General features: G+C 51.9%; 17 protein-coding genes and 2 pseudogenes. 2 read left to right on the top strand and 17 right to left on the bottom strand.

Translation table 11 applies throughout. The features are described 5' to 3' along the window. Positions 1-440 precede the first annotated feature (440 nt). From KJS69_RS30230 to KJS69_RS10055, 17 genes and pseudogenes are all read right to left on the bottom strand, one after another. A pseudogene (locus KJS69_RS30230) lies at positions 441-541 on the bottom strand (DNA-binding transcriptional regulator); the annotation flags it as partial. Continuing rightward, a complete protein-coding gene (locus KJS69_RS10130) occupies positions 534-1,517 on the bottom strand; it encodes a helix-turn-helix transcriptional regulator (protein WP_213583594.1) in 984 nt (327 codons plus the stop codon). The gene KJS69_RS10130 and the pseudogene KJS69_RS30230, both read right to left, overlap by 8 nt. A gap of 524 nt (positions 1,518-2,041) precedes the next feature. Next, positions 2,042-2,910: pseudogene (locus tag KJS69_RS10125) on the bottom strand (SDR family oxidoreductase). Positions 2,911-3,161: 251 nt separating this feature from the next. Then, on the bottom strand, positions 3,162-4,799 hold the full coding sequence (locus KJS69_RS10120; protein WP_213583593.1) for a response regulator transcription factor: 1,638 nt from the start codon (positions 4,797-4,799) through the stop codon (positions 3,162-3,164). Continuing rightward, on the bottom strand, positions 4,796-6,679 hold the full coding sequence (locus KJS69_RS10115) for a cache domain-containing sensor histidine kinase (protein WP_213583592.1): 1,884 nt from the start codon (positions 6,677-6,679) through the stop codon (positions 4,796-4,798). Before KJS69_RS10115 ends, KJS69_RS10120 begins: the two co-directional genes overlap by 4 nt. Next, positions 6,649-8,034, bottom strand: coding sequence for an extracellular solute-binding protein (locus KJS69_RS10110; RefSeq protein ID WP_213583591.1), 1,386 nt, complete (start codon positions 8,032-8,034; stop codon positions 6,649-6,651). Before KJS69_RS10110 ends, KJS69_RS10115 begins: the two co-directional genes overlap by 31 nt. A gap of 371 nt (positions 8,035-8,405) precedes the next feature. Then, positions 8,406-9,266 carry a carbohydrate ABC transporter permease gene (locus KJS69_RS10105; protein ID WP_213583590.1) on the bottom strand — a complete coding sequence of 287 codons (861 nt, stop codon included), beginning with the start codon at positions 9,264-9,266 and terminating at the stop codon, positions 8,406-8,408. 11 nt (positions 9,267-9,277) lie between these two features. Beyond that, a complete protein-coding gene (locus KJS69_RS10100; protein ID WP_249730450.1) occupies positions 9,278-10,228 on the bottom strand; it encodes a carbohydrate ABC transporter permease in 951 nt (316 codons plus the stop codon). Positions 10,229-10,241: 13 nt separating this feature from the next. Next, a complete protein-coding gene (locus KJS69_RS10095) occupies positions 10,242-11,594 on the bottom strand; it encodes an ABC transporter substrate-binding protein (protein ID WP_213583589.1) in 1,353 nt (450 codons plus the stop codon). A 389-nt stretch (positions 11,595-11,983) separates the two neighbouring features. Further along, positions 11,984-13,198 (bottom strand): MFS transporter, encoded by a 1,215-nt coding sequence (locus KJS69_RS10090; protein ID WP_213583588.1) that lies wholly within the window; start codon positions 13,196-13,198, stop codon positions 11,984-11,986. 58 nt (positions 13,199-13,256) lie between these two features. Next, on the bottom strand, positions 13,257-14,459 hold the full coding sequence (locus KJS69_RS10085; protein ID WP_306434403.1) for a Gfo/Idh/MocA family protein: 1,203 nt from the start codon (positions 14,457-14,459) through the stop codon (positions 13,257-13,259). After that, a complete protein-coding gene (locus tag KJS69_RS10080) occupies positions 14,408-15,205 on the bottom strand; it encodes a sugar phosphate isomerase/epimerase family protein (protein WP_213583587.1) in 798 nt (265 codons plus the stop codon). Before KJS69_RS10080 ends, KJS69_RS10085 begins: the two co-directional genes overlap by 52 nt. Before the next feature lie 457 nt (positions 15,206-15,662). After that, the gene (gene csaA, locus KJS69_RS10075; protein WP_213583586.1) at positions 15,663-15,992 is read right to left on the bottom strand and encodes a chaperone CsaA; all 330 of its coding nucleotides are present in this window, start codon (positions 15,990-15,992) and stop codon (positions 15,663-15,665) included. Positions 15,993-16,230: 238 nt separating this feature from the next. Then, positions 16,231-16,560 (bottom strand): AzlD domain-containing protein, encoded by a 330-nt coding sequence (locus tag KJS69_RS10070; protein ID WP_213583585.1) that lies wholly within the window; start codon positions 16,558-16,560, stop codon positions 16,231-16,233. Continuing rightward, a complete protein-coding gene (locus KJS69_RS10065; RefSeq protein ID WP_213583584.1) occupies positions 16,551-17,279 on the bottom strand; it encodes an AzlC family ABC transporter permease in 729 nt (242 codons plus the stop codon). Before KJS69_RS10065 ends, KJS69_RS10070 begins: the two co-directional genes overlap by 10 nt. Positions 17,280-17,349: 70 nt before the next feature. Then, positions 17,350-18,159 carry a TrmB family transcriptional regulator gene (locus KJS69_RS10060; protein WP_213583583.1) on the bottom strand — a complete coding sequence of 270 codons (810 nt, stop codon included), beginning with the start codon at positions 18,157-18,159 and terminating at the stop codon, positions 17,350-17,352. Between the two features lie 299 nt (positions 18,160-18,458). Further along, positions 18,459-19,058 carry a TetR/AcrR family transcriptional regulator gene (locus KJS69_RS10055; RefSeq protein WP_213583582.1) on the bottom strand — a complete coding sequence of 200 codons (600 nt, stop codon included), beginning with the start codon at positions 19,056-19,058 and terminating at the stop codon, positions 18,459-18,461. Positions 19,059-19,182: 124 nt separating this feature from the next. Between KJS69_RS10055 and KJS69_RS10050 the strand changes: the two genes are divergently transcribed. Together KJS69_RS10050 and KJS69_RS10045 are read left to right on the top strand one after the other, a co-directional pair. After that, entirely contained in the window at positions 19,183-19,722 is a 540-nt protein-coding gene (locus tag KJS69_RS10050; RefSeq protein ID WP_213583581.1) for a hypothetical protein, read from the top strand. A 121-nt stretch (positions 19,723-19,843) separates the two neighbouring features. Further along, positions 19,844-20,581 (top strand): cyclase family protein, encoded by a 738-nt coding sequence (locus tag KJS69_RS10045; protein ID WP_213583580.1) that lies wholly within the window; start codon positions 19,844-19,846, stop codon positions 20,579-20,581. Positions 20,582-20,598: the final 17 nt, after the last annotated feature.

The following is a 20,598-nucleotide window of genomic DNA, read 5'->3' as shown; positions in this document are numbered from 1 at the left end:
CAGACATCTTTGCTCGACTGCGGAGCATCGTATCTACGTTTTTGAAGCAAGGACTTTCTGTTCTCCCTTCCCTTTCCCTCGCACTTCGCGGACAACCCATTCTTCTATAGACCTAAGTAGTAACGAATAATCGTACAAATGAATCTACAAGTTCCGTGAACCGATTTTTCAACAGCCTCAAATGTGCATTGGTGACACTATTTCAGCACTTCGGACGCTTCCGGAGCGAAATAAGTGCGTTGGTGCTGACGATCCCGCTTCGGGGCAATTCCGGGACAGACAAATTACTGCAGTCAGGATTGATAGTAGTTTAGCAGCTCCGATGTGATGTCTACCATGCAGGCCTTCAGCTCCCCGGGCTCCAGAATTCGGATTTTCCAGCCAAAAGTTAACAGATAGTACAAAGCTTGTGTGTAGAGCTGAAGCTCATTCAGTCTAATTCGAATGTGAATTTCCAGCTCCTCCGCCAGCTGCCTGGCCGTCATTCTTTTTCGCGATCTGAGCAGCCAGAGAATGGCAGCATTTTATCCGCTTTAGACATCGCCTTTGTTTCTATCCTCCACATTCTCCTCATTATATAACAACACAATGCCCTGTGCTTGAGTCAGGAGACTGTCACGCAGCTCAACCGGCTCCAACACCTTCACAAGAGGCCCATAAGCGAGCAATATTTCGCAAGCGGAATCCAGCGTATGAAATTCAACATCCGCCTCGATCCAGCCATTAACCTCGGGACCGGTATGCAGCAGCTTCATATAGCGCTGGCGGGAAGCGCGAGACAGCGCCTTAGCGCTGAGCCTTAGCCGCGCCGGATATTGAGGCAATCGGTCTCTGAATTGTTGGGTGGACTGCTCCCAATGGGAGGCCAAATCAAATGAAGCGGGGCGTTCAAAGGATTCCTCCAATATCCGGGCGTTCCTTATGCGGGAAATCCGATAAGTCCGCAGCTCTCCCTCCGCTGCGGCAACGAGATACCATATGCTGCTCTTGGCTACCAGGCCTAGCGGCTCCACAATCCGTGCCACTACATCCTTTTCGCGGTTATACTGCATGTACAGCTTTTTTTCTTGCCAGACCGCTTCTTGCACAATGGGCAAGTCAGGCAATGATTCATCGGATGGATGCCAGCCCGCTCCATCGACATGAACGCGCTGGCGAACGAGCTCGGCATCCTCCCGCAGGCGTGCGGGAAAGGAAGCCAACAGCTTCTGAAACGCATCATGAAATACAGTGCCCAGTCCCAAATCGCTGAGCAGCGGGGAGGAATGAGCCAGCAGCAGAGATTGCATTTCTTCGGTTTTCATCCCGGTCAATTGAGTTCGGTATCCTTCCGACAAAGCCCATCCGCCACTGGCCCCCCGTTCGGCAAACACCGGGATTCCCGCAGCGCTTAAGGCCTCCATATCACGATGAATGGTGCGTTCCGATACTTCCAGTCTGTCAGCGAGCTCACTCGACGTCATCCGGCCGTAGTTCTGCAGCAGCAGTACAATAGATATTAACCGATCTGCCCGCAAGATCTCGCCTCCCTTCCTGCGATTCTCCCCCAGGATTCTGCCCGGAGGAAGTAATTTTTTAGAGCGACCGTACTAATCCAAATTAAAGGCGCGCCAAGTTCGGACTTCTAACTCTGTTCTTCATGGTAATTGGTGATGATGCGGCGCTCCGTGACATATTGTACTTCCTCGCTTTAGTCATGCGAACAGCCCATCTTCCGAAAGTGATTTATGAATTGGACCAAAGACAAGCAAAAGTGCATTTCTTTTTGAGAAGATCGGACAACTCCCGGCGAAGACGAGCAAAGCTGCAGGTCAATCACTGGAAAAAGCCGAAAATCAGCCAAGTGAACCAATTTACCTGCACATTTGTATGTCTTTGGCTGGTTTTAATGACAAACCTCGCAAAGACCTGCACTATTGCCCGTACTTTGCCTACTTATAACGAAATGTTAGCTATAGTGCGGCACTCCGTGACAAGCTTGGACCGGCAATACACAGCCCCTTATGAATAATACAATAAAAATGGTTTCTTCGGCAGACCCCTAGAAACCTTGCTCTGAGGCATAATTCCCCCAATGCGGCCGGGTGCCGTTCCGGTCGGTAAACCCATATTCATCCGATAGTGCCCAGGTACTTAAGGCCTGTCCGGATTTAAGCTCCACTTCCGGATCGGAAGCCAGCGCCACGACCGCCCGTCCTATATACGCCGGTGTTTCGGATATGAGAAAATGGGGGTCGGTCTGGCCGGCGTCCCGCCAGTTGTCCTCTGTCACGCCGAAATGATCCAGCATGGCCTCCGAACGCAGGAAGCCTGGGGTCAAAGCCAGTGCCGTAACTTCGTATGGCTTAAGATCCGCCGCCATCGCTTGGGCGAGATGGATGACCGAATTTTGGCCAAGCTGTAGTAAAGGTTGCCCCGGTAACGGTAATCGACGCCGTCCGTAATTTCTATGATTAACCCCTGCTGTCTCTTAATCATCAGCGGCGCGCCATAGCAGCTTGTGATCATATGGGAATGGACGGCGCGCCGCTGCATGAGCAAACCATTGTCCAGCGAATGTTCCCAGAACGGAGTGTTCCATTCGGTCAGCGGATCGCCGCCCCATACGTCATTGACCAGAAGGTCCAGACGACCTGCTTGTTCCCTTTCGATCCGTTCAAATAGAGCCTTCACCTCGTCCTCCACCGTATGATCGACACGAATGGGAATCCCTCTCCCGCCGCTTGCCGTCACCATTTCTGCGGTATCCTCGATCGTCTCCGCCCGATTCATATCGGATGAACTCCCTCGGACACTCCGGCCTGTGCAGTACACCGTTGCTCCGGCTTCCCCGAGCGCAACCGCAATCCCGCGTCCCGCTCCGCGAGTCGCACCGGCCACCACGGCCACTTTTCCCAGTAAAGGCTTCATTCCTATCCTCGCTCCTTCTTAAGGAAGTAGTTCAAAGTGCGGCAATCCCACCGAACTTTTCAATCGTTAACCCTTACTAAGAATACCAAACTTATATGACATCTGTTGTCATATTAAGCTTCGGAATTTATTCTTCTTTCGAAACCTTCTCCTGAGCTCGCTTTAGACCATGGCCCCTAACAGACAGGTCGCCAAGCACCGGGCTGTCGGTCGGATCCTGGAAACCCCATTTTCCCGAGCAGAAAAAAGGCTTACCTGGCCGAAGCCAGTTCCCGGTAATCGGTTGGTGTTAAGCCGGTGTGGGCCTTGAAGATGGCAGAAAAATATTTATACTCCTTATAGCCTACCTGATCGGCTATTTCATAAACCCGGTCCGTGCTTTCAAGCAGCAGCTCCTTCGCCCTTCGGATTCTTTGCTCGTTCAGAAACTCGGAGAAATTTTTACCCGTGTGCTGCTTAAACAGCATGCTGAAATAGTTAGGGGTAATTTGCAGCCATCCGGCCACATCCGTGGCGCGCAAATCACTTCCGCTATTTTGAATAATATAGGATTTAGCCTGTTCCATAATCCGCCAGGCTTTGCCAGAGGAAGGGGGAACGGCTGCAGAGACGAGCGCAAGAAGCTGGTCGATGAAGAAGGCTTCGACCGAGGCATAGCAATTATAGACGTGCGGATCAAGTTTGGCCATTAGATAACCGGCCGCCTCCCTCCCGATCCGAAGTCCGCTCTCCCTAAGCTTGCGGCAGACCATCAGGCGAAGCTCGTCGCATACCTGAACCGCTTCGTCCAGCAGCATTCCCCGGTCTCTGCAGCGATTCAACAGGTCCCGTACGGTTGCGGCCAATGCTTGCTCCTCCTCCATCAATATGGATCGGACAATCCGCTCCTCCCATTGGCAGGTCTCGTCGGTCGAAGGGGAAACCTTCCGGGATGTCATTCGCATCCCGCAGTCATATACGAAAACGATGCGGTCTGCCTCTATCGCCCGGCGTTGAAGAGCCTGCACAGCCTCCATCCCATGCTGGCGAAAATAAGCCGGTTCCGCAAACGCAGAGGATACTCCGAATGCAAGCCGGCTGGGCCCTTCCCAGCGTTCAGCCGCCTCACATAGAAGACCTTCAAGCGGCTGCAATTCGATCAAGGGGGAGCCCGCGGTAAGGGAAGAGCCTTTGCTTGCGAAGGAGCCTGCGCTCATGGGGAAGCCTGCACTCAGCGTAACGAGCAGGTTAGGATGGTGAAAGAAAGAGAGCGGACGCCAGCCTCCAGCTTGCAGAATAGCTTCCACTGCTGTCCTCCAACTCTTCCGCATCTGTCTGCTCTCCAGTTCAGACAGCCGGTTCCGCCAATAAGAGTAATGATCCAGTTGGCTGACTACTACCCGGCATTCTGCCGGCTTTTCTATGCCCCAGGGCAAAGAGCCTTGAGGACTGGCTTGCTCGCTTCCCTGCATTTGACCGCTGAGCCAGTTCAGCCATTCCTCCCTCTCCGCCTGCAGCTTTTGCATTTCTTCGGCAGCCAATTGATCGGAAATTTTCGTCACTAGCCGGATCAATTCGTCAATATCGACCGGCTTGAGCAGGTAGTCCTCGATTCCCAAACGGACAGCTTGCCGGGCATATTCGAATTGTTCATAGCCGCTGATCAGGATCACTCTAAGGTGAGGAGAGTGTCTTTTCAACGCTCCGGCCAATTGCAATCCGTCCATTCCCTCCATAGAGATGTCCGTCAGCACCAGATCGAGAGGCTGCTCGGCAGCAATGCGAAGCGCCTCCTCACCGTCATACGCCTCACCTACGACGTCGATCCCCAGCGTTTCCCACGGAATCGTCTGTCTTAACCCGCTGCAAATGACCGGCTCGTCGTCCACAATCAACATTTTGAAACTCATCGTCCGATTCCCGCCCTTCCCGGATGATCTTTGCGATGCAGCAGACGGACAGCCTGCTCGGAATTGTACAGAAGTGGAAGCCGAAGACTAACGCGTGCTCCCCCACCCGGCGGCTCTCCTGCTTCGAATCCCACTCTCTCACCGAATACGATTCTCAACCGTTCCATAATATTGTGCAGTGCCAGTCCCTGCACAGGCTGACGAGAGGGGGCTGCGAAGGCATCCCTAAGGAAGCTGGCTTGCTCCATAGAGAAGCCGATACCGTTGTCGAGCACATCAATCTGCAGCATGCCTTCCGATTCGTAGCAGCGGACGGCAATTGTCCCCCTCTTCCTGCGGGCCAGCCCGTGCTTCAAGCTGTTCTCCACGAGCGGCTGGATAATCTGGGTCAGCATGACGCAATGGCTTACCCGCTCATCCGCCAGAACAGAGAAAGTCAGCCCGTCACCTAGTCTTCTCTTATGGAGCTCGAGGTACGACCGGACAAACTCGAGCTCATCCTGCAGTGTCGTCCACATCCGATCCTTCTTTAAGCTATTGCGAAAAAAACGGGACAGCGCTTCGATCAATTGGCTTGTTTGACCCGCCTGTTCCAGTCGGGCGGTCCAGCGAATCATATCCAGCGTGTTATACAAGAAGTGAGGATCGATCTGGCTTTGCAGCAATTTCAATTCCGATTCACGCTGATGAATCTCCAGCACATACTTCGTATCGATCAGTCTGCGGATCGTTCGAACCATCCTGTTGAACTGCTTGCCAAGGTTGCCGATCTCGTCTCGGGAACGGATGGCGACCCGCGCCTGAAAGTCTCCGCCCTCCAGCCGCATCGTCTGTTTCCTCAACTCGAGTATCGGGCGGATAATCGTCCAATGAAAGCCGCACAAGGCGGCCAGCCCCAACAGGAGCAGAACGCCAAGGATCAACAGAATCGAATCTCGGATGCCTTGAGCATGACTCTCGATCCGTGCCCTGTCAATCAAGGCGATCAGCTCCCAGCCCGTTGTTCCGACCTCGCGGACGATTTGCAGATAAGCTCCCCTTGGGGACCCGTCGCTGAAGAAGCCTGCCTCCTCGTCCACAGAACTAGTCCTCTTTCCGTCTTTTTGCTCCTGTTGCACATCGCCGCCCTTCTCTGAATGATCCCGCAACGGATATAGAGAGCCGATTAACCTCTCATCAACATGAAAGACCACCGTTCCGTCGCCGCGTACCATAAATATATGGCCGTATTGTTTGCCCATACCGGTTTCCAGCAGCTCCGACACGACCCGGTCGTCCAGCCTTACGGTGACCAGACCGATCGGACGCTCGGGGTTGTCATACGAATTGATTACGCGAAACATCGAAACCACTCGTTTGCTCTCGTTCCAGCCGCTATCGATGAGGTAGGAGTCGCTCCAGACCGCCTCCCCTCGCTTGCTGCGGGCTTTCTCCCTCCAACCCGGCTCATCCCTTAAGACCGGCTCGCCGAAATCGACCTGTCCTCCGCCAATTCCCTCAATCGAAATCGATTTGATGTATCCCTTGGACATCAGTTGAAAAGTGGCGAACCCCATAATCCTATCCTGTATGCGATCATTCTCTTCGGCAGGAATCTGATCCGGAGGGCTCATCATGAACGTGCGAAAATCGCGGCTGTACGTCATGTAGTCCGAAATATCCTCGACCGCTTTCATTTTATCCGTTAAATTCATGACAATAACATCGAGGTTCCGCTCCGTGGAAGCCATGAATTGCTCCCGGAGGATTTCACTGACTTGCTGAAGGACTACCTGCCCGAGCCACAAAGTGGGCAGCGTGACAAATACGGCGAACAGGATATAAGACTTCCATTTCAGGCTCAGATGCGCTAACCAACTCCTCCGCTTCCTCTTCCGCATGCGGCTTCTCCTTCTTTCCGCTCCATCTGCGGCTTGTTTTCATCCAACCATTTATCCATGACCCTCTGCATTTCCCGGGCCGCCTCTTCGGGACTCTCTTGGCCCTTAACAATCGCAATTAACCCGGTCTCTATCGCATCTTTTACTGTTAGCGGAACGACGCTGTCCAGAATCGGAGCCGTCCCGTTGCCGGTCAGCTCGATCATTTCCCGCAAAGAAGGAGCTGCGTCATCGGGTGCCATCAGCCGGGCTGGCACGAGAATATTTTCCTTCAATAAGGAGCGGTAGAACGATTCGTCATAGAAAAATTTAAGGAACCGGAAAGCGGCCTCCTTCTTCACGGAATCGAGCCGGCTGTTGACGGCTATGCCCATCTGAATATTGCCTGCGCTGCGGGCCGGGTCTCCCTTGCCTTCATCAATCTGCGGAAATAGGGCGATGCCTACCTGGGCTCCGTCCGGGTTATCGATTCTTAGCTTGGAATTGTAGGAGCTGTTAGACATAACCATCGCCACTTGACCTTGCAGGAATTGCTCCAGCACCTGGATTGCATCGATGGAATTCATATCGTCATTCCAGACCTCCATCTCGGCCAATTCACTAATAATGGCCAGAGCTCCAACAAAACCGGGCTCCGTGAAAACCCTCTCCCCACTGGCCACCCCCTGCAAGAAATCAGGGCCGTTGATCCGGTCTGTAATGACCGATGCGTAGGACGAAGAAAGCGGCCATTTGTCTTTATTGCCGAGCCCGATGGGTGTAACGCCCAGCTTCTTCAATTGGACGAGCATTTCCTTGAACTCGCTGTAGCTGTCCGGGAAATCGCTGTATCCGGCCTGTAACAAGTAGGTTTTGTTATAGTAAATAATATCGTCGAAATTTTGGATGGCAGGCAAGGCGTACGTCTGCCCATGAACCGTAAAGCCTTTCAGAGCATCGGAAGGCAGCAGGCCCTCCCATTCCCCAATGATCTCATCAATCGGCATCAGCAGCCCGCTGTCGACCAACGGCGTCAGGCGGGAGCCCGGCCAGACTACACTTAGATCGGGGAGCTTCCTCCCCGCGCTGTGAGTACCGAGCTTAATCTTGTATTGCGCAGAGGCAATGGCGTCCTGTACAATGCGGATGTCCGGATTTTCGCGCTCGAACTGACGGAGCCTTTCCATATATACGGTGCTGACCTTGCTCGGCCCGGACCAATTATGCATGAAGGTGAGTACAATCGGCTCAGACGTTCCGGCGGCCCGATGGGTCGCCCTATTCTGTGGCCATGCCGACGCGCATGAGCTCGAGCTCATAAGAAGCAATAAACCGATGGCCGCCCAAAACAATCGTTCCTTCCGGCTTCTGGTCATAACTCCCTCCCCCCGCAATATTAGAAAGCGCTGTCATTTTTGGTGGGAATCATCGAATCATCGGCTGTTTATGTTTGTCTATCCCTTTTATTTTTATTATAAGTCGGAGATATCCATTTGAGTATCCTTGCAAATTAAAATATCATCCGAAAAACCTACACTTCTTACCAAAGGAAAGCCTCGAGAAATGGACTGGCCATCTACCGTTTAAACCGAAACCGGGGAGGAGGCCGAATGACCTTGGGGCCAGTCTAAAAAACGACGATCCCCTATCCTGTCGAGATGGAGACCGTAAGATGAAGCGAGTCGGTATATTTACACCGTGTGCCGATTGGGCCGACCTGAACCTGAACGATCGTCCGCCGGGCCGGCTATCCTTTGGTTCCGCTGATGACGATGCCGCGGATGAAGTATTTCTGGGTGAAGAAGAACAGAACGAGCGGAGGTGCGACAGCGACGACCGACGCTGCCATCAGCAGATTCCAGGGAGTCCCCCCGAAGGCGGCGGTAAATCCGGCCAAGCCGAGAGACAGCGGGAACTTTTCCGGCGAGTTGATATAAATGAGCGGCCCGATCAGGTCATTCCAGCGGTACATGAAGTCGAGAATGGCAGCCGTAGCCAGCGCCGGTATGGACAAGGGCAGAATAATCCGGAAATAGACTGTCCAGTAGCTGCCTCCGTCGATCTTCACTGCTTCGTCCAAATCTTTGGACAATCCGAGAAAAAACTGCCGCATCAGGAAGATCAGGAAGGCTCCCCCGCCAATAGCCGGGATAATCAGCGGGTAATAAGTGTCGATCAGCCCCAGCTTGTTGAAGACGAGATATTGCGGAATCATCGTCACCTGGGGCGGCAGCATCATCGTGCTCAGCACGATGGCGAACAGAATGCCGCTGCCCTTGGCCCGCAGCCTCGCAAAGCCGAAGGCGACCAGCGATGAAGCGGCAACATGGATCGAAATCGATACGGCGCTGTACCATACCGTGTTCCATAAATATTTGCCCATCGGTGCGATCGTAAAAATCTCCTTGTAATTTTCCCAGCGGATATCGAAAAAAAGCAGGGAAGGCGGCATCGTGTACACATCCGGAAGATGCTTCAAGGAAGTGATGATCATCCAGTAGACCGGGAAGACGAAGAGTATGGTACCGACCAGCAGCAGCACGTAAGTGACGATTTTTTGGAGCGGGTTCAGCTCTCCGTGCCCGTATATTTTTTTAAGGCGCAGCATAACTTTCCCCCCTATCGGTTATCACCGTATTCATAATGGACGAACCTTCTGGAGAACCAGAGCGACAGCATCGTCAGCACGAAAATGATAATAAACAAAATCCAGGCCTGTGCCGAGGCGTATCCCATCCGGTACTGCCCGAAGGCCGTATCGTACAGATACAACACGTAAAAATAGGAATTCCAGTCCGGCCCCCCCTTGGTAATGACGAATGCCTGAGTGAATACCTGGAACGAGTTGATGATTCCGATAATGGAATTAAACAAAATGACAGGCGAGATCAACGGAACGGTAATACTGAAAAATTTGCGCACACTTCCCGCGCCGTCCATATCGGCAGCCTCGTACAGCTCGGAAGGAAGCGATTGCAGGCTGGCCAGGAAGATGACGATCGTCGACCCTAGCGAGGTCAAATGCATCAGCACCATGGACGGAACGACCGTTTTGGAATCGTTGAACCACCCCAGACCCTGAATGCCGAACACATCGTGCAGCACGTTATTGACGATCCCGAAATCGGGATTCAACAGCCAGGACCAGAGAAAGGCGACGGAAACGCCGGAAACGATGGACGGGGCGTAATAAATCGTGCGAAACAGCGCTGTTCCCTTCACCTTGCGGTTCAGCAGGACCGCCAGCAGCAAGGAGCACAGGATGGAAAAAGGAACGTTCAGCAAAGCGTAATAGGCGGTGACGCGGAGTGATTTGTAGAACAGACTATCCTGGAACAGCTTGACGTAATTGCCCAAGCCGATAAAGTTAGGTGCGAGAACGACATTATAGTCGGTAAAGCTGAGCAGCAGGGAGGCGACGAATGGCCCCCCCGTAAAGCATAGAAATCCGATGAGCCACGGGGATATAAACAGCCAGAACGCTCTCTGCTCCCGGATTCTTTCCATATTCCGCTTCGGCCCCGGAGATTGCCGCTCCGGTGTACGAGCGGAGATTTCCATCTCATTCATGTTCGCTCACCCGCTATTTGCCAGATTTCAGATTGCGCAAGTTTTTGTCGATTTCCTCCAATGCCTGCTGAACCGTTTTGTTGCCGTTGTAGACGCCATCCATCGTCTGCTTGATCATATTGCTGACCGGGGAAAATTCCTTGATGAGATGACCGGCATCCTCCCGCCCGTATTTTAGCGAGCCCTCATTGACTTGTCTTAACTGCTCCGGCGACATCTCCGTCGCTTCGGACATTTGTTCATACCACCGGTCGAGGAGTACCGAATGGACCGGAGTCGCACCCGAGTTCTCGGTAAATTCTTTGGCAGCTCCATTGGAATCGATCAGAAATTTCACGAACTCCCACGCTTCGTCCGGATACTTGCTCTTCTTGTAAATATTCCACGGGTCCACATAATTGGGAACCTGACGGCCTTCCGCATAAGGAACAGCGGCCACACCCCAGCGGAATTTCACGCCTTGCGTGAAGTTTTGGAAGCCCCAGCCGCCTTTAAGCACCATGGCCACCTTGCCGGTCATGAACGGATCGCCAAGCTGCGAGACGGCATCCAATTCGCCTTGAGAAGGAGAAATTTTATGCTCGAAGATCATGTCTGCATTAAATTGCAGCGCCTCCGCATTCCTTGGGTTGCCGAGAACCGCCGGCTCACTCACTTCGCCTTTGACATAATCCTCATCCTTGAAGAAATCTCCTCCCCACTGCCACACCCGCGTATGGTTATGCAGATCGTAATAGAAGCCGAATTGCTTGTCGCTCGATTTGCCCGTGTCCTTCGTCAGCTGTTTGGCCACCTCGACGAACCGGTCCCAGTTCCAGCTTTGATCATCCCAGTCGGTCGTTGGGTACGGAATGCCTTCTTTATCGAACAAGTCCTTGTTGTAGAACAGGAAAAACCCGTAATGCAGCATCGGAACCCCGTATATTTTGCCTTCGATCTTGTACACATCCAACAGCCGGGGGTCAATCCCTTCGACCGCCTGCGGATCTTTGTCTATATATGGAGTCAGGTCCATCAGCAGATCCATCCCTTTCCAGGTCGCAAATCCTCCGCCCCAGTTGGCAGACCAGACGTCCGGCATCGTATTACTGGCAACCATCGTCGGCAGCTTCTGCGGCACATCCGTCTGGGTCAAGGTCATCAATTTCACTTTAATATGCGGGTGCTTCTCCTCGAACGTCTTGACCGTATTTTCATACCAGGCTTGCTTATAGGGATTAGATACGACTAACCAGGTAATCTCGACCTGATCTTGTCCGCCCTTCCCTCCCTCCGTACCGGTACCGCTTCCCCCTCCGCAGCCGGTCAGCGCAGTCAGCAGCAGCACGAAGAACGCGAGGCAAGCCGGGATCATCCTCTTTTTCATAAGCCTATCCTCCTTAGATCTGGAATCCTTTCATCGAACCGGACTCGAGCTCCATTTATATACCTGGCCAGTCAGTTTGAGGCCCACAGTGTTACGGCAATATGGCGGGAAATGCCGCTTTTCACTCTATTATCCGAGGACTTTCAACAAACGAATGAAATCATCCTTCTTTCTAAACAACAGCAGTGCTGAAACGGGCAATTTAAGCGGCCCAGCCGGCTGTATTTAGGGACACAATAAGTCCTTGTAAGACATTTTATGTCCCATTTACCCTAGACAAATCCATAATGGATTTGCCTTCCTTCATTATCCAATCCTATTGAACAATAATAGTATCGTGATGAACTATTCTCATTCGCTTTTTCACCGTCAACCCAAAACCGCCCTCGTTATACGGCCGCGCTCTGAGAACTACTCGTTCGCGATTCCGTCTTGCGGATCAGACGCCACAGCCAGACGAACCCGGCAGCTCCGACCAAGGAGACGACTGCACTGATCGTATACATCGGGGCGGGCCCGAGAACCTGGAAGATCCACCCTCCGATAAATCCGGCCATAATGCCGGAGATGCCTCCCCAAGTCAGAGCAAATGCCGCTTGCCCGGTTGCACGATATTCACTCGGAATAAGATGTGCCGTCAAGCTCGTTCCGACGTAATAGTAGCCGCCGAATGTAATGCAGTGAAGCACCTGGATGAATATAATTTGCCAAGGTCCTACCGCGACCGCCATGAGGAGCCATCGTAAAGCAAACAGCAGGCTGACCGCAGCCAGACAGGCGACCATCGTATTCGTCTTTTTCTTAAGAAAACGGTCAAACAGCAGAAAAACCGGGATTTCGAAAATGGCGGAGAAAAAGGCCGACCAGCCAATGAGCGTTTCGGAGCCGCCCAAATCCGAAATATAGATGGAGACGAAAGTCGAGTTCATCGAATTCGGAACGGAAACGAGCACCCCCAGCAGAACGAAAATCGTAAAGTGGGGATTGATGAACACTTTCCCGTACCCGCGGCCGTCGAACTTGGCCGGAACATCACGGACCTGCCCCCGCGGCAGTCCGATCGTAAACGCCAACGTGATTAACAGCATCGCGCTGTAAATAATCCACAGCTGATCGATTCCCGTCCTTTCGATCACCGGTCCGACCGCAACCGCCATGAGTGCCCAGCCCAGAGATCCCCATAATCGGAAGGTACCGAATTTATAGCGTGTTCCTTCGATCGTATTAAGGATCAGACTGTTGCTCTGCGAGAACAGCGGAGTCTGGAAGAAAAAGAAGACGATCATGACCAGATAAATAACTCCAAATGATGTCGTATGGAATACCGCTTGCACGGCAATCAGATTGCCCAGCAGCAGAATAATGATGACTCGCCGCAGATTCTGGAACCGATCGCTCAAGTAGCCCCACATCGGGTTGGCGATGATCGAAACGAACGGACCGCCGGCCATCAGCATGCCGATTTCCATCCGGCTCAATCCCGCCTTCATGAAATAGAAAGGAAAAAAGGCAAACAAAACCGCAATGGAACCATAAACGAAAAAGTTATAGATTTTCAACTGGACCAACGAACGACCGCTGGCCGGCTGAACTGAGTCCGTCATATGCTATTCATTCCTTTCCGCCGCCATCCGCAGGAGAGGATTGCCCGCTTCCCGAATCTCATACGGGAATAGACAGGGAAACGGAACGTTCGGCAACCTCATCGGCCGTTACTTCCCGACCGAGCGAATCCGACAAGTAAATCCCTTCACTGATCAGCATCGTCTGCAGCGCAATATCTGCGGTGGGCAGCAGCGGAACTCTTCCCTGCAGCGCGGCGATCCAATGGTGCTGGGAAGAATCATAAGCATCTTCGTTGTCGCGCAGCCGGTGCCAGCGAAGATCCATCATGTTCAAATCGACCGTGCTGTCGAGATCGATATCACAGCGGGTCGTGTAATATGAAAACCGCTGATCCCCGGGACCGTAGGCAGGCAGCCGGATTCCTCCCTTGGACCCGACCACAGAGCCGCCCTCGAAACCGCCCAGATGAACCGACCAAGCTTCGATAATATCGAGCGTCATGCCCCCGGCAAAGCGGACGAAGCCCAGCCCCAGCTCCTCGACATCGAAGCCGCTGGCCGCTTTACGTTGAGCGTCCATATCCATCTCCTGATAGGTCTTGCCGGATATTCGCTCAACCTTCGGCAAATCGAGCAGATACAGCATCTGGGCGATATGATAGACGCCCATATCGAAGATCGCTCCGCCCCCTGCCGTCTCCTTGCGGGTGAAATAGGCGGTTCCGAAGCCGTCCACGAACGGCCGGTTTCTCCTGCGGAATCCGGTTGCCCGGGCATGGTAGAGGCTTCCGAGTTCTCCCCCGTCAATCAGCGCCTTGGCCGCTTTGGTCTCCTTGCGGTACAGCGTGCCCAACTGGATATGCAGCATGGTCCCCAGTTCCTGCGCACGTTCAACCATCTGTTTCCCATCTACATAGGAGCCCGCAATCGGCTTCTCGCAATAGACATGCTTCCCGGCCTCCATAGCGGCGATCGATACGGAAGCATGGTAATTGTTATGAAGGCACACATCCACTGCATCCAGATCGTCCCGCTCCAGCATTTTCCTGTAGTCAGTGTATACATGCGGCACATTGTACTTGGCCGCCACCGCTTTCGCTTCGGCTTCATTAATGTCACATACGGCAACGACCTCCGCTCCGGCCAGCTTCGAATAGTTTTCCATATGATTTTTGCCGATGAGCCCGACACCGATTACTCCTATTCGAATCGTCTTCATGCTCCATTCCTCCGTTTCGGTAACGTTCTTCACTCCGCCTCGCTTGCGGCCAGCACCCGCTTCATCGAAGCCAGCAGCCACTCCACTTCTCCGTATTGGTTGCTCGGTGCGTTATGCTCTACCGCCCAGTAACCGTCATACCCGGCCGCCTGGAGCATCCGGATCTTCTCTACCGCTTCCGGACCAGTCAACGTACTGCCGGAGAAATGCGTATGTACCGTCCAGCGCGCCACCATCGCATCCCCATGCTCCGCATCCTCTCTCCATCTGCCGATATGAAGCAAGATCCCGTAGCTCGGATGATCGACCGCCTCGGCGATCCTTGCCATAGTTGCGGGCACCAGCGAGGGGCCCATATGATTCTCGGGACCAATCAGGAAGCCATGATCCTGCGCGAACTCGCAATATTCGCGGAAGCGGTTGACGATGTATTCGAACTGCTCGTCGCTCAATTCCGTCGTATCGTAGATGCCCGTATCGATACGGACCGTCCGGGCCCCGAGTGCCGCGGACATCTTCAGATGATCCAGCGCACTCTTATGCAGCGCTTCCCTCTCTACCGGATCGGGGTCCCAAATATGCGCTTTATCGATCGCAAAGTTAACCAGAGTCATTTCCCTTTCATCCAGCGCCTGCCTGATCTTGCGGATATACTCCTCGTCGGGCACCCGGCAAAGCTCTCCTTGGCTGTCTGTAAAAAAACCGTTCCACAAATCGACAGCATCCAGACCATAGCGATACCGGACCGTTTCCAAATAGCCGAATACATCCATCATGCCGGCGCGAAAAGTGTTGCAGAACGAATAGCCTCCAACCGATACTTTCATGATCATGTCTCCTCTCTTGCATTCCATTAGTCTAATTGTTTGGCAAGCTGCTATCTGTCTATGATATGTTTCTGTTGCTCCACTGTATGTCCCGGCTGTCGTCCCGGCAATATTTTGCAGCGATTTTGATTTGTCACTACCCTCCCATTTTTTGGATTTCACTTCTAAGTCAAATTATAACCGCTTTCACCCTTCACTCCTATCCCCGAAATCAACAATATTATCCTATTTTTTTACACGCACCCAAATAAAAAACTGCAAAGCAAACTTTAGCTTTACAGTTCAATGATGATCATGAGAAATTTTAAGAGAATATTTAGTGCATATCATTCTTTGCCCCTGCATCTCCTCGTCCGGTCAGGCTTCGTTTTTCAGCTAGGCCCCCTAAATCCGGAGTCTTGCCTACAATAATAGTTCGTTTGTAGAAATTGGAAAGCTGCATTTAAAAATCATCCGACTAGGCGATGGGAGTGCCTGCCTCCACAGCCTCATCCGGCCGCAGCAGAATAACATCCCCTTCCTCGGGTACTCCCCCCAGAACCAGAACTTCCGAGACAAATCCGGCTATCCGTCTCGGGGGGAAGTTGACCACGGCCACCACCTGCCGGCCTGCCAGCCGCTCCGGAGAATATCTCGTTGTAATTTGCGCGCTGGAGCGCTTAAGCCCCAGAGGACCGAAGTCGATCTCCAGCTTGATCGCCGGCTTCCTCGCTTCCGGAAACGGCTCTGCTTTCCTTATTGTCCCGATACGCAGATCCAGCTTCATAAAATCGTCTATCGTTGCCATCTTTTCATCTCCTCCTGTTAAGAAAATTGCTGCTAAATAATTTGAACTAAAGAATAGCTCTTATTCCGTTCCGAAGGAAAGTGCTTCCGAAGCTTCAAACATCTTGTTCTGTTTTCCTTTTATATGAATGGGCCTTCGGATGGTTGGAATACAAAGCCAAAACTCGCCCTGGAAGCATCTTTCTTTCTCCACTTCATGAGCTATCCAAATCATTAGTTCATTTTATATAAATGCACTTTTAAATAAACGCGGATAAATAACGAATCAGCATCATGGCTGCAATGCCGGTCACTACCGTAATGAGCAAGCTTCGAGTTAAATACGCCGCGACCAAGGTCGGAAGGGCAGCCAGCAGCCCAAGCCATGACGGCAGGAAGGAGCCATTCGACACCAGCAGCTCTTGAGCCAGTAAAGCGGACATGACCGCAATCGGAATATGCTGGAGCCAGCGCAGCCCCCATTCCGGCAGTTGAATCCGGCTCAGCACGACAAGCGGCAACACCCTCGGCAGGAAGGTTACTGCGGAAGCCCCCAATAGCATCCATAGAAAACTCCATCTCACTTCCATTTCTCCACCCACACTCCTATACTTGCGGCGATCACAATGGCAATCAGTACACCGGCGCTCTCGGACAGAAAGACCGATCCGGCAACCGCCATCACGACGGCGCTGATTGCAACGACAAGATCCAGCCTATATTTTTTGCGCTCTGTCAGTTGAAGCATGAACAGGCCGATGAACATGGCCGGCAAGGCAAAATCAAGCCCATAGGCCTCCGGCGAAGCTATCCATTGCCCGAATATTCCACCGGCCAGATTAGCCAGCAGCCAGTTGATATAGGCGGTCAGATTGAGTCCGAACATCCAGCGGGCGCTTCCCCTGGACTTCCCGGACAGCTTGGTCACGGCGACGCCGAACGTTTCGTCCGTTAATTGGGAGCCGATCAGGACATTTTTCCATACCGGCAGATGCCGAAAATAGGGCGCAACGGCCGCACTCATCAGGAGATGGCGCAAATTGACGAAAAAGACAGTGAAAATAATGGCCGTTGCCGGACTGCTCAACGCCAGCATTCCGGCCGCGATGAACTGAGCCGATCCGGCATAAAGCAACAAAGACATAAGGGCAATCTCCGCCAAGGATAAGCCCGCTGTTTTCTCCAGCACGCCAGCGGCAAATCCGATGCTCAAGTACCCCATCACGGTGGGCAGGCAATCCTTTACCCCTTGCATGAAGCTCTCCTCTTGTCTGACAGAGTGCCGCAATAAAACTTCCGTCTTGCTCATGATTCCTCCATAGCTGATTTTTTTCGGTTATGGTTAAAGAGTGAACGTACCGCAGGTTCAAGCAGCCGGGTTAGTCGAACCGCCGGCCTGTCATGACATGCATTAGATCCGGGTTGTTGCGCCAGAGGGCATCCAGCCGTTCGGGACCGAGCTCGGCCGTTAATTTTTCGATCATGATGTCATGGCGAATATATTCTGTCGCCACAAGAACAAGTACGGGATCGCAGGTTTTGACCGCCCAGGAAGTCGATTGGTCCGTAAAATTGGCGATCAGCACCTCTTCCCCGTCCCGGGCAGCAATGGTCAGATGCCCTCCTGTCCGGCCCTTGACAACATCCGGCGTCATGTAATCGTGGTGGAACGTAGCCCCAATAGTCGCCTCCGGGGCCCCGAAGATAACGGAGAAAACATGGGCCTCTTCCCGCAGATGACTTTCCACGGCTTCCTGAATCATCGGGACCTGCGGCTTCCAGACAGAGAGCCACAGCTCCTTCTCGGTGCGGCCGATCATCTCTGTCATTTCATTCATGACCGATTCGTCGCTGCGAATATGCCAGATCACGTCTATGTCCCGCTCCTGCTGCAGCATCGTCAATTCTTTCTCTAAATAGGAGAGCGACTCTTCGAACTGCTTTCTTACCCGGGCTATTAATTCCTCTGCGGGCACCGGGGAGTATTTGACCGGTTCGGAGGGAACGAGATGAACGGCTCCTTTATCCATCAGCTTCCCCAGCACTTCGTAGATCATCGATCGGGGCACGCCGGAGCGCTTGCTGATCTCATATCCCGTTACCGGATGAGTCTTCAGCAATCCGACATAGGCTTTGCACTCGTATGACGAAAAGCCGAGCTTCTGCAGTTCTTGAAAGATCGCGTCCATATTCGCACATCCCGTCCTTTTGTATTTGGGGCAAGTGTAAGCCCCGGCGCGGTATTGCATCCAATGACCTTCAATTGTGACGACAAACTATAGCCGTCGTTTCAGAGTTCGTATATCATTAGACGTTATACAACTAACCACTAATATTTCGACTAAAGAAAAACGGCTCAACGCCATGTGAACCGTTGCCAGAATGATAGTCGTTATGTTAATAACTACTATAATTTGAAAGCTTAAAACTGTCAAGAAGCCAGCAATAACGTCGGCCCTACAGTTGGCCATTAATGATGGCTAAGTCACTACAAGGATCGGGCTGCAACACAAATCGAGTTAAGATAATGGGTCAGAACGGCAACGATCCGTTCTTTATTCACACGCTGAGGCTCGAGCAAGGCATGGATGGCTATTCCATCGACTAATGCATATAATTTTTCCGTCTCAAGCTCCTTATCCAGATCCTTCCGCAGCATATGGTGCTGGTCCAAATATTCGATAAGCTTATGCATGGCGCTATAAATCCCGTCATGCTGCGCATCGAACACGTCGGGCTGGTGCCTGGTATAGAAGGTGAAGGCAAACCATACTTCCATCTCCACCATCTTCTGATCATCCACAGGGACAAGCTCGAGCAAAATGTTTAATATCTTTTCTTTGGGAGACAGTTCACCCATCGCGATTTGCTGAACACGGTCCGTCGCCCGGTCTCTTACGAGTTTCATTGCAAAAGCGAGCAATTCATCCTGAGTTGAAAAATAATGGCGCAATGCGCCCAAGGATAAACCCGCTTCTTGCGCAATATTCCTTACCGTCGCCCCCTTCATCCCCTGATTTAAGATGACTCGCCATGTCGCTTCCGCAATTTGATTTCTTCTTTCTTCATGATCCACTATTTTTGGCATGCTTTAATTATATCGAACAAAAAACAAATGCACAATTTAAACAGCACAATTGTATTATTTAAAAAAGGCTGTTATAATATTTTTTATTTATTGCCATACCAACGTTATAAAAGGAGAGGTTAGTTTGAATTTTGTAGCCTGGATGATTGTAGCCTGCGAAATTGCGTTCTGGGTCGTTATCCTGTTAGGATTAGTTGCCCGATATGTGTTAAAGCAAAACAAATTAGGATTAGTCCTGCTTGCCTTAACTCCTGTCATAGACTTGATTCTGTTAATTACAACGAGCGTGGATTTGTACCGCGGAGCTGTCGCCACTACAGCGCATGCTATTGCCGCCGTCTATATCGGAGTCTCGATTGCTTTCGGCAAAAGTATGATTCAATGGGCAGACGAGCATTTTCGCTATTACGTGACCAAACAAGGGCCCAAGCCGGAGAAGCTCTATGGAATTAAATATGCCATCCAATATTTCAAAAGCTGGTTGAAGCATGTGCTCGCTTATCTCATTGGGGCGGGATGTTTAGTTGCGCTTATTTATTTTATTAATGACCCCGCCCGCACCGAATCGCTGTCCGGAATATTAAAATTGTGGACGCTTGCGCTTGGCATTGATCTCATCATTACGATATCCAATTTTATTTGGCCCCGACGAGCCAGAGCTTAGGAGTCCCCGCCATGGAAGCCATGGACCTATCCTTTCTTTCTTGACACCCCTCGCCGCAGCCTATAAAGTAGTGATCATAGTTAATTGGATTTGTTTACCTTAAGAGGTGAGGGGTGTGCAGATGTCGAATGAATTGATTCAAGCCATGACTTTATTGAAGGAAAAAGAATGGGTGGACCTGACCCATACGTTTGGTCCGGAATCTCCACATTTTTCAGCATTTGATGCAGCCGAATTTACTACCTTGTTTACTCATGACGATGGTTTCTTGGCCCAGAGCTTTAAGTTTGCAGGGCAGTATGGAACGCATTTGGACGCCCCTATCCATTTTGTCCGGAATACAAGATATTTGGACGAATTGGATTTGAAGGAATTGCTCCTGCCGCTTGTAGTCATCGACAAGTCCAAAGAAGCCGAGGCAAACAACGACTATTCTTTAACCGTGGATGATCTGCTGCACTTTGAAGCGGAGCACGGGCGAATTGAGGCGGGGACCTTCGTCGCCCTGCGTACGGATTGGAGCAAGCGCTGGCCCGATGTGGAAGCCTTTAACAACAAAGATGCCGAGGGGCATAACCGGATTCCCGGCTGGTCGCTGGATGCTTTGAAATTTTTATTCGAACAGAGAAAAATAAAGGCCATTGGACATGAAACGTACGATACCGACTCCAGTCTGGACTTTCAAAAAAACGGAGCCCTCCTAAGCGAATATTATGTGCTTGAGCAAGACACCTATCAGGTGGAGCTGTTAACGAATTTGGACAAAGTTCCGGCCACCGGCGCCATCATCCTAAATATCGTCCCCAAACCAGAGAAGGCCTCCGGCTTTCCCGTCCGATCCTTCGCGATCTTGCCTTAGCTGCTTTAGTTGCCTTA

Source organism: Paenibacillus sp. J2TS4 (assembly GCF_018403245.1).
Lineage (GTDB): Bacteria > Bacillota > Bacilli > Paenibacillales > NBRC-103111 > Paenibacillus_L.
The sequence above is the reverse complement of the archived record's forward strand: the minus strand, read 5'-3'. Positions and strand labels throughout refer to the sequence as shown.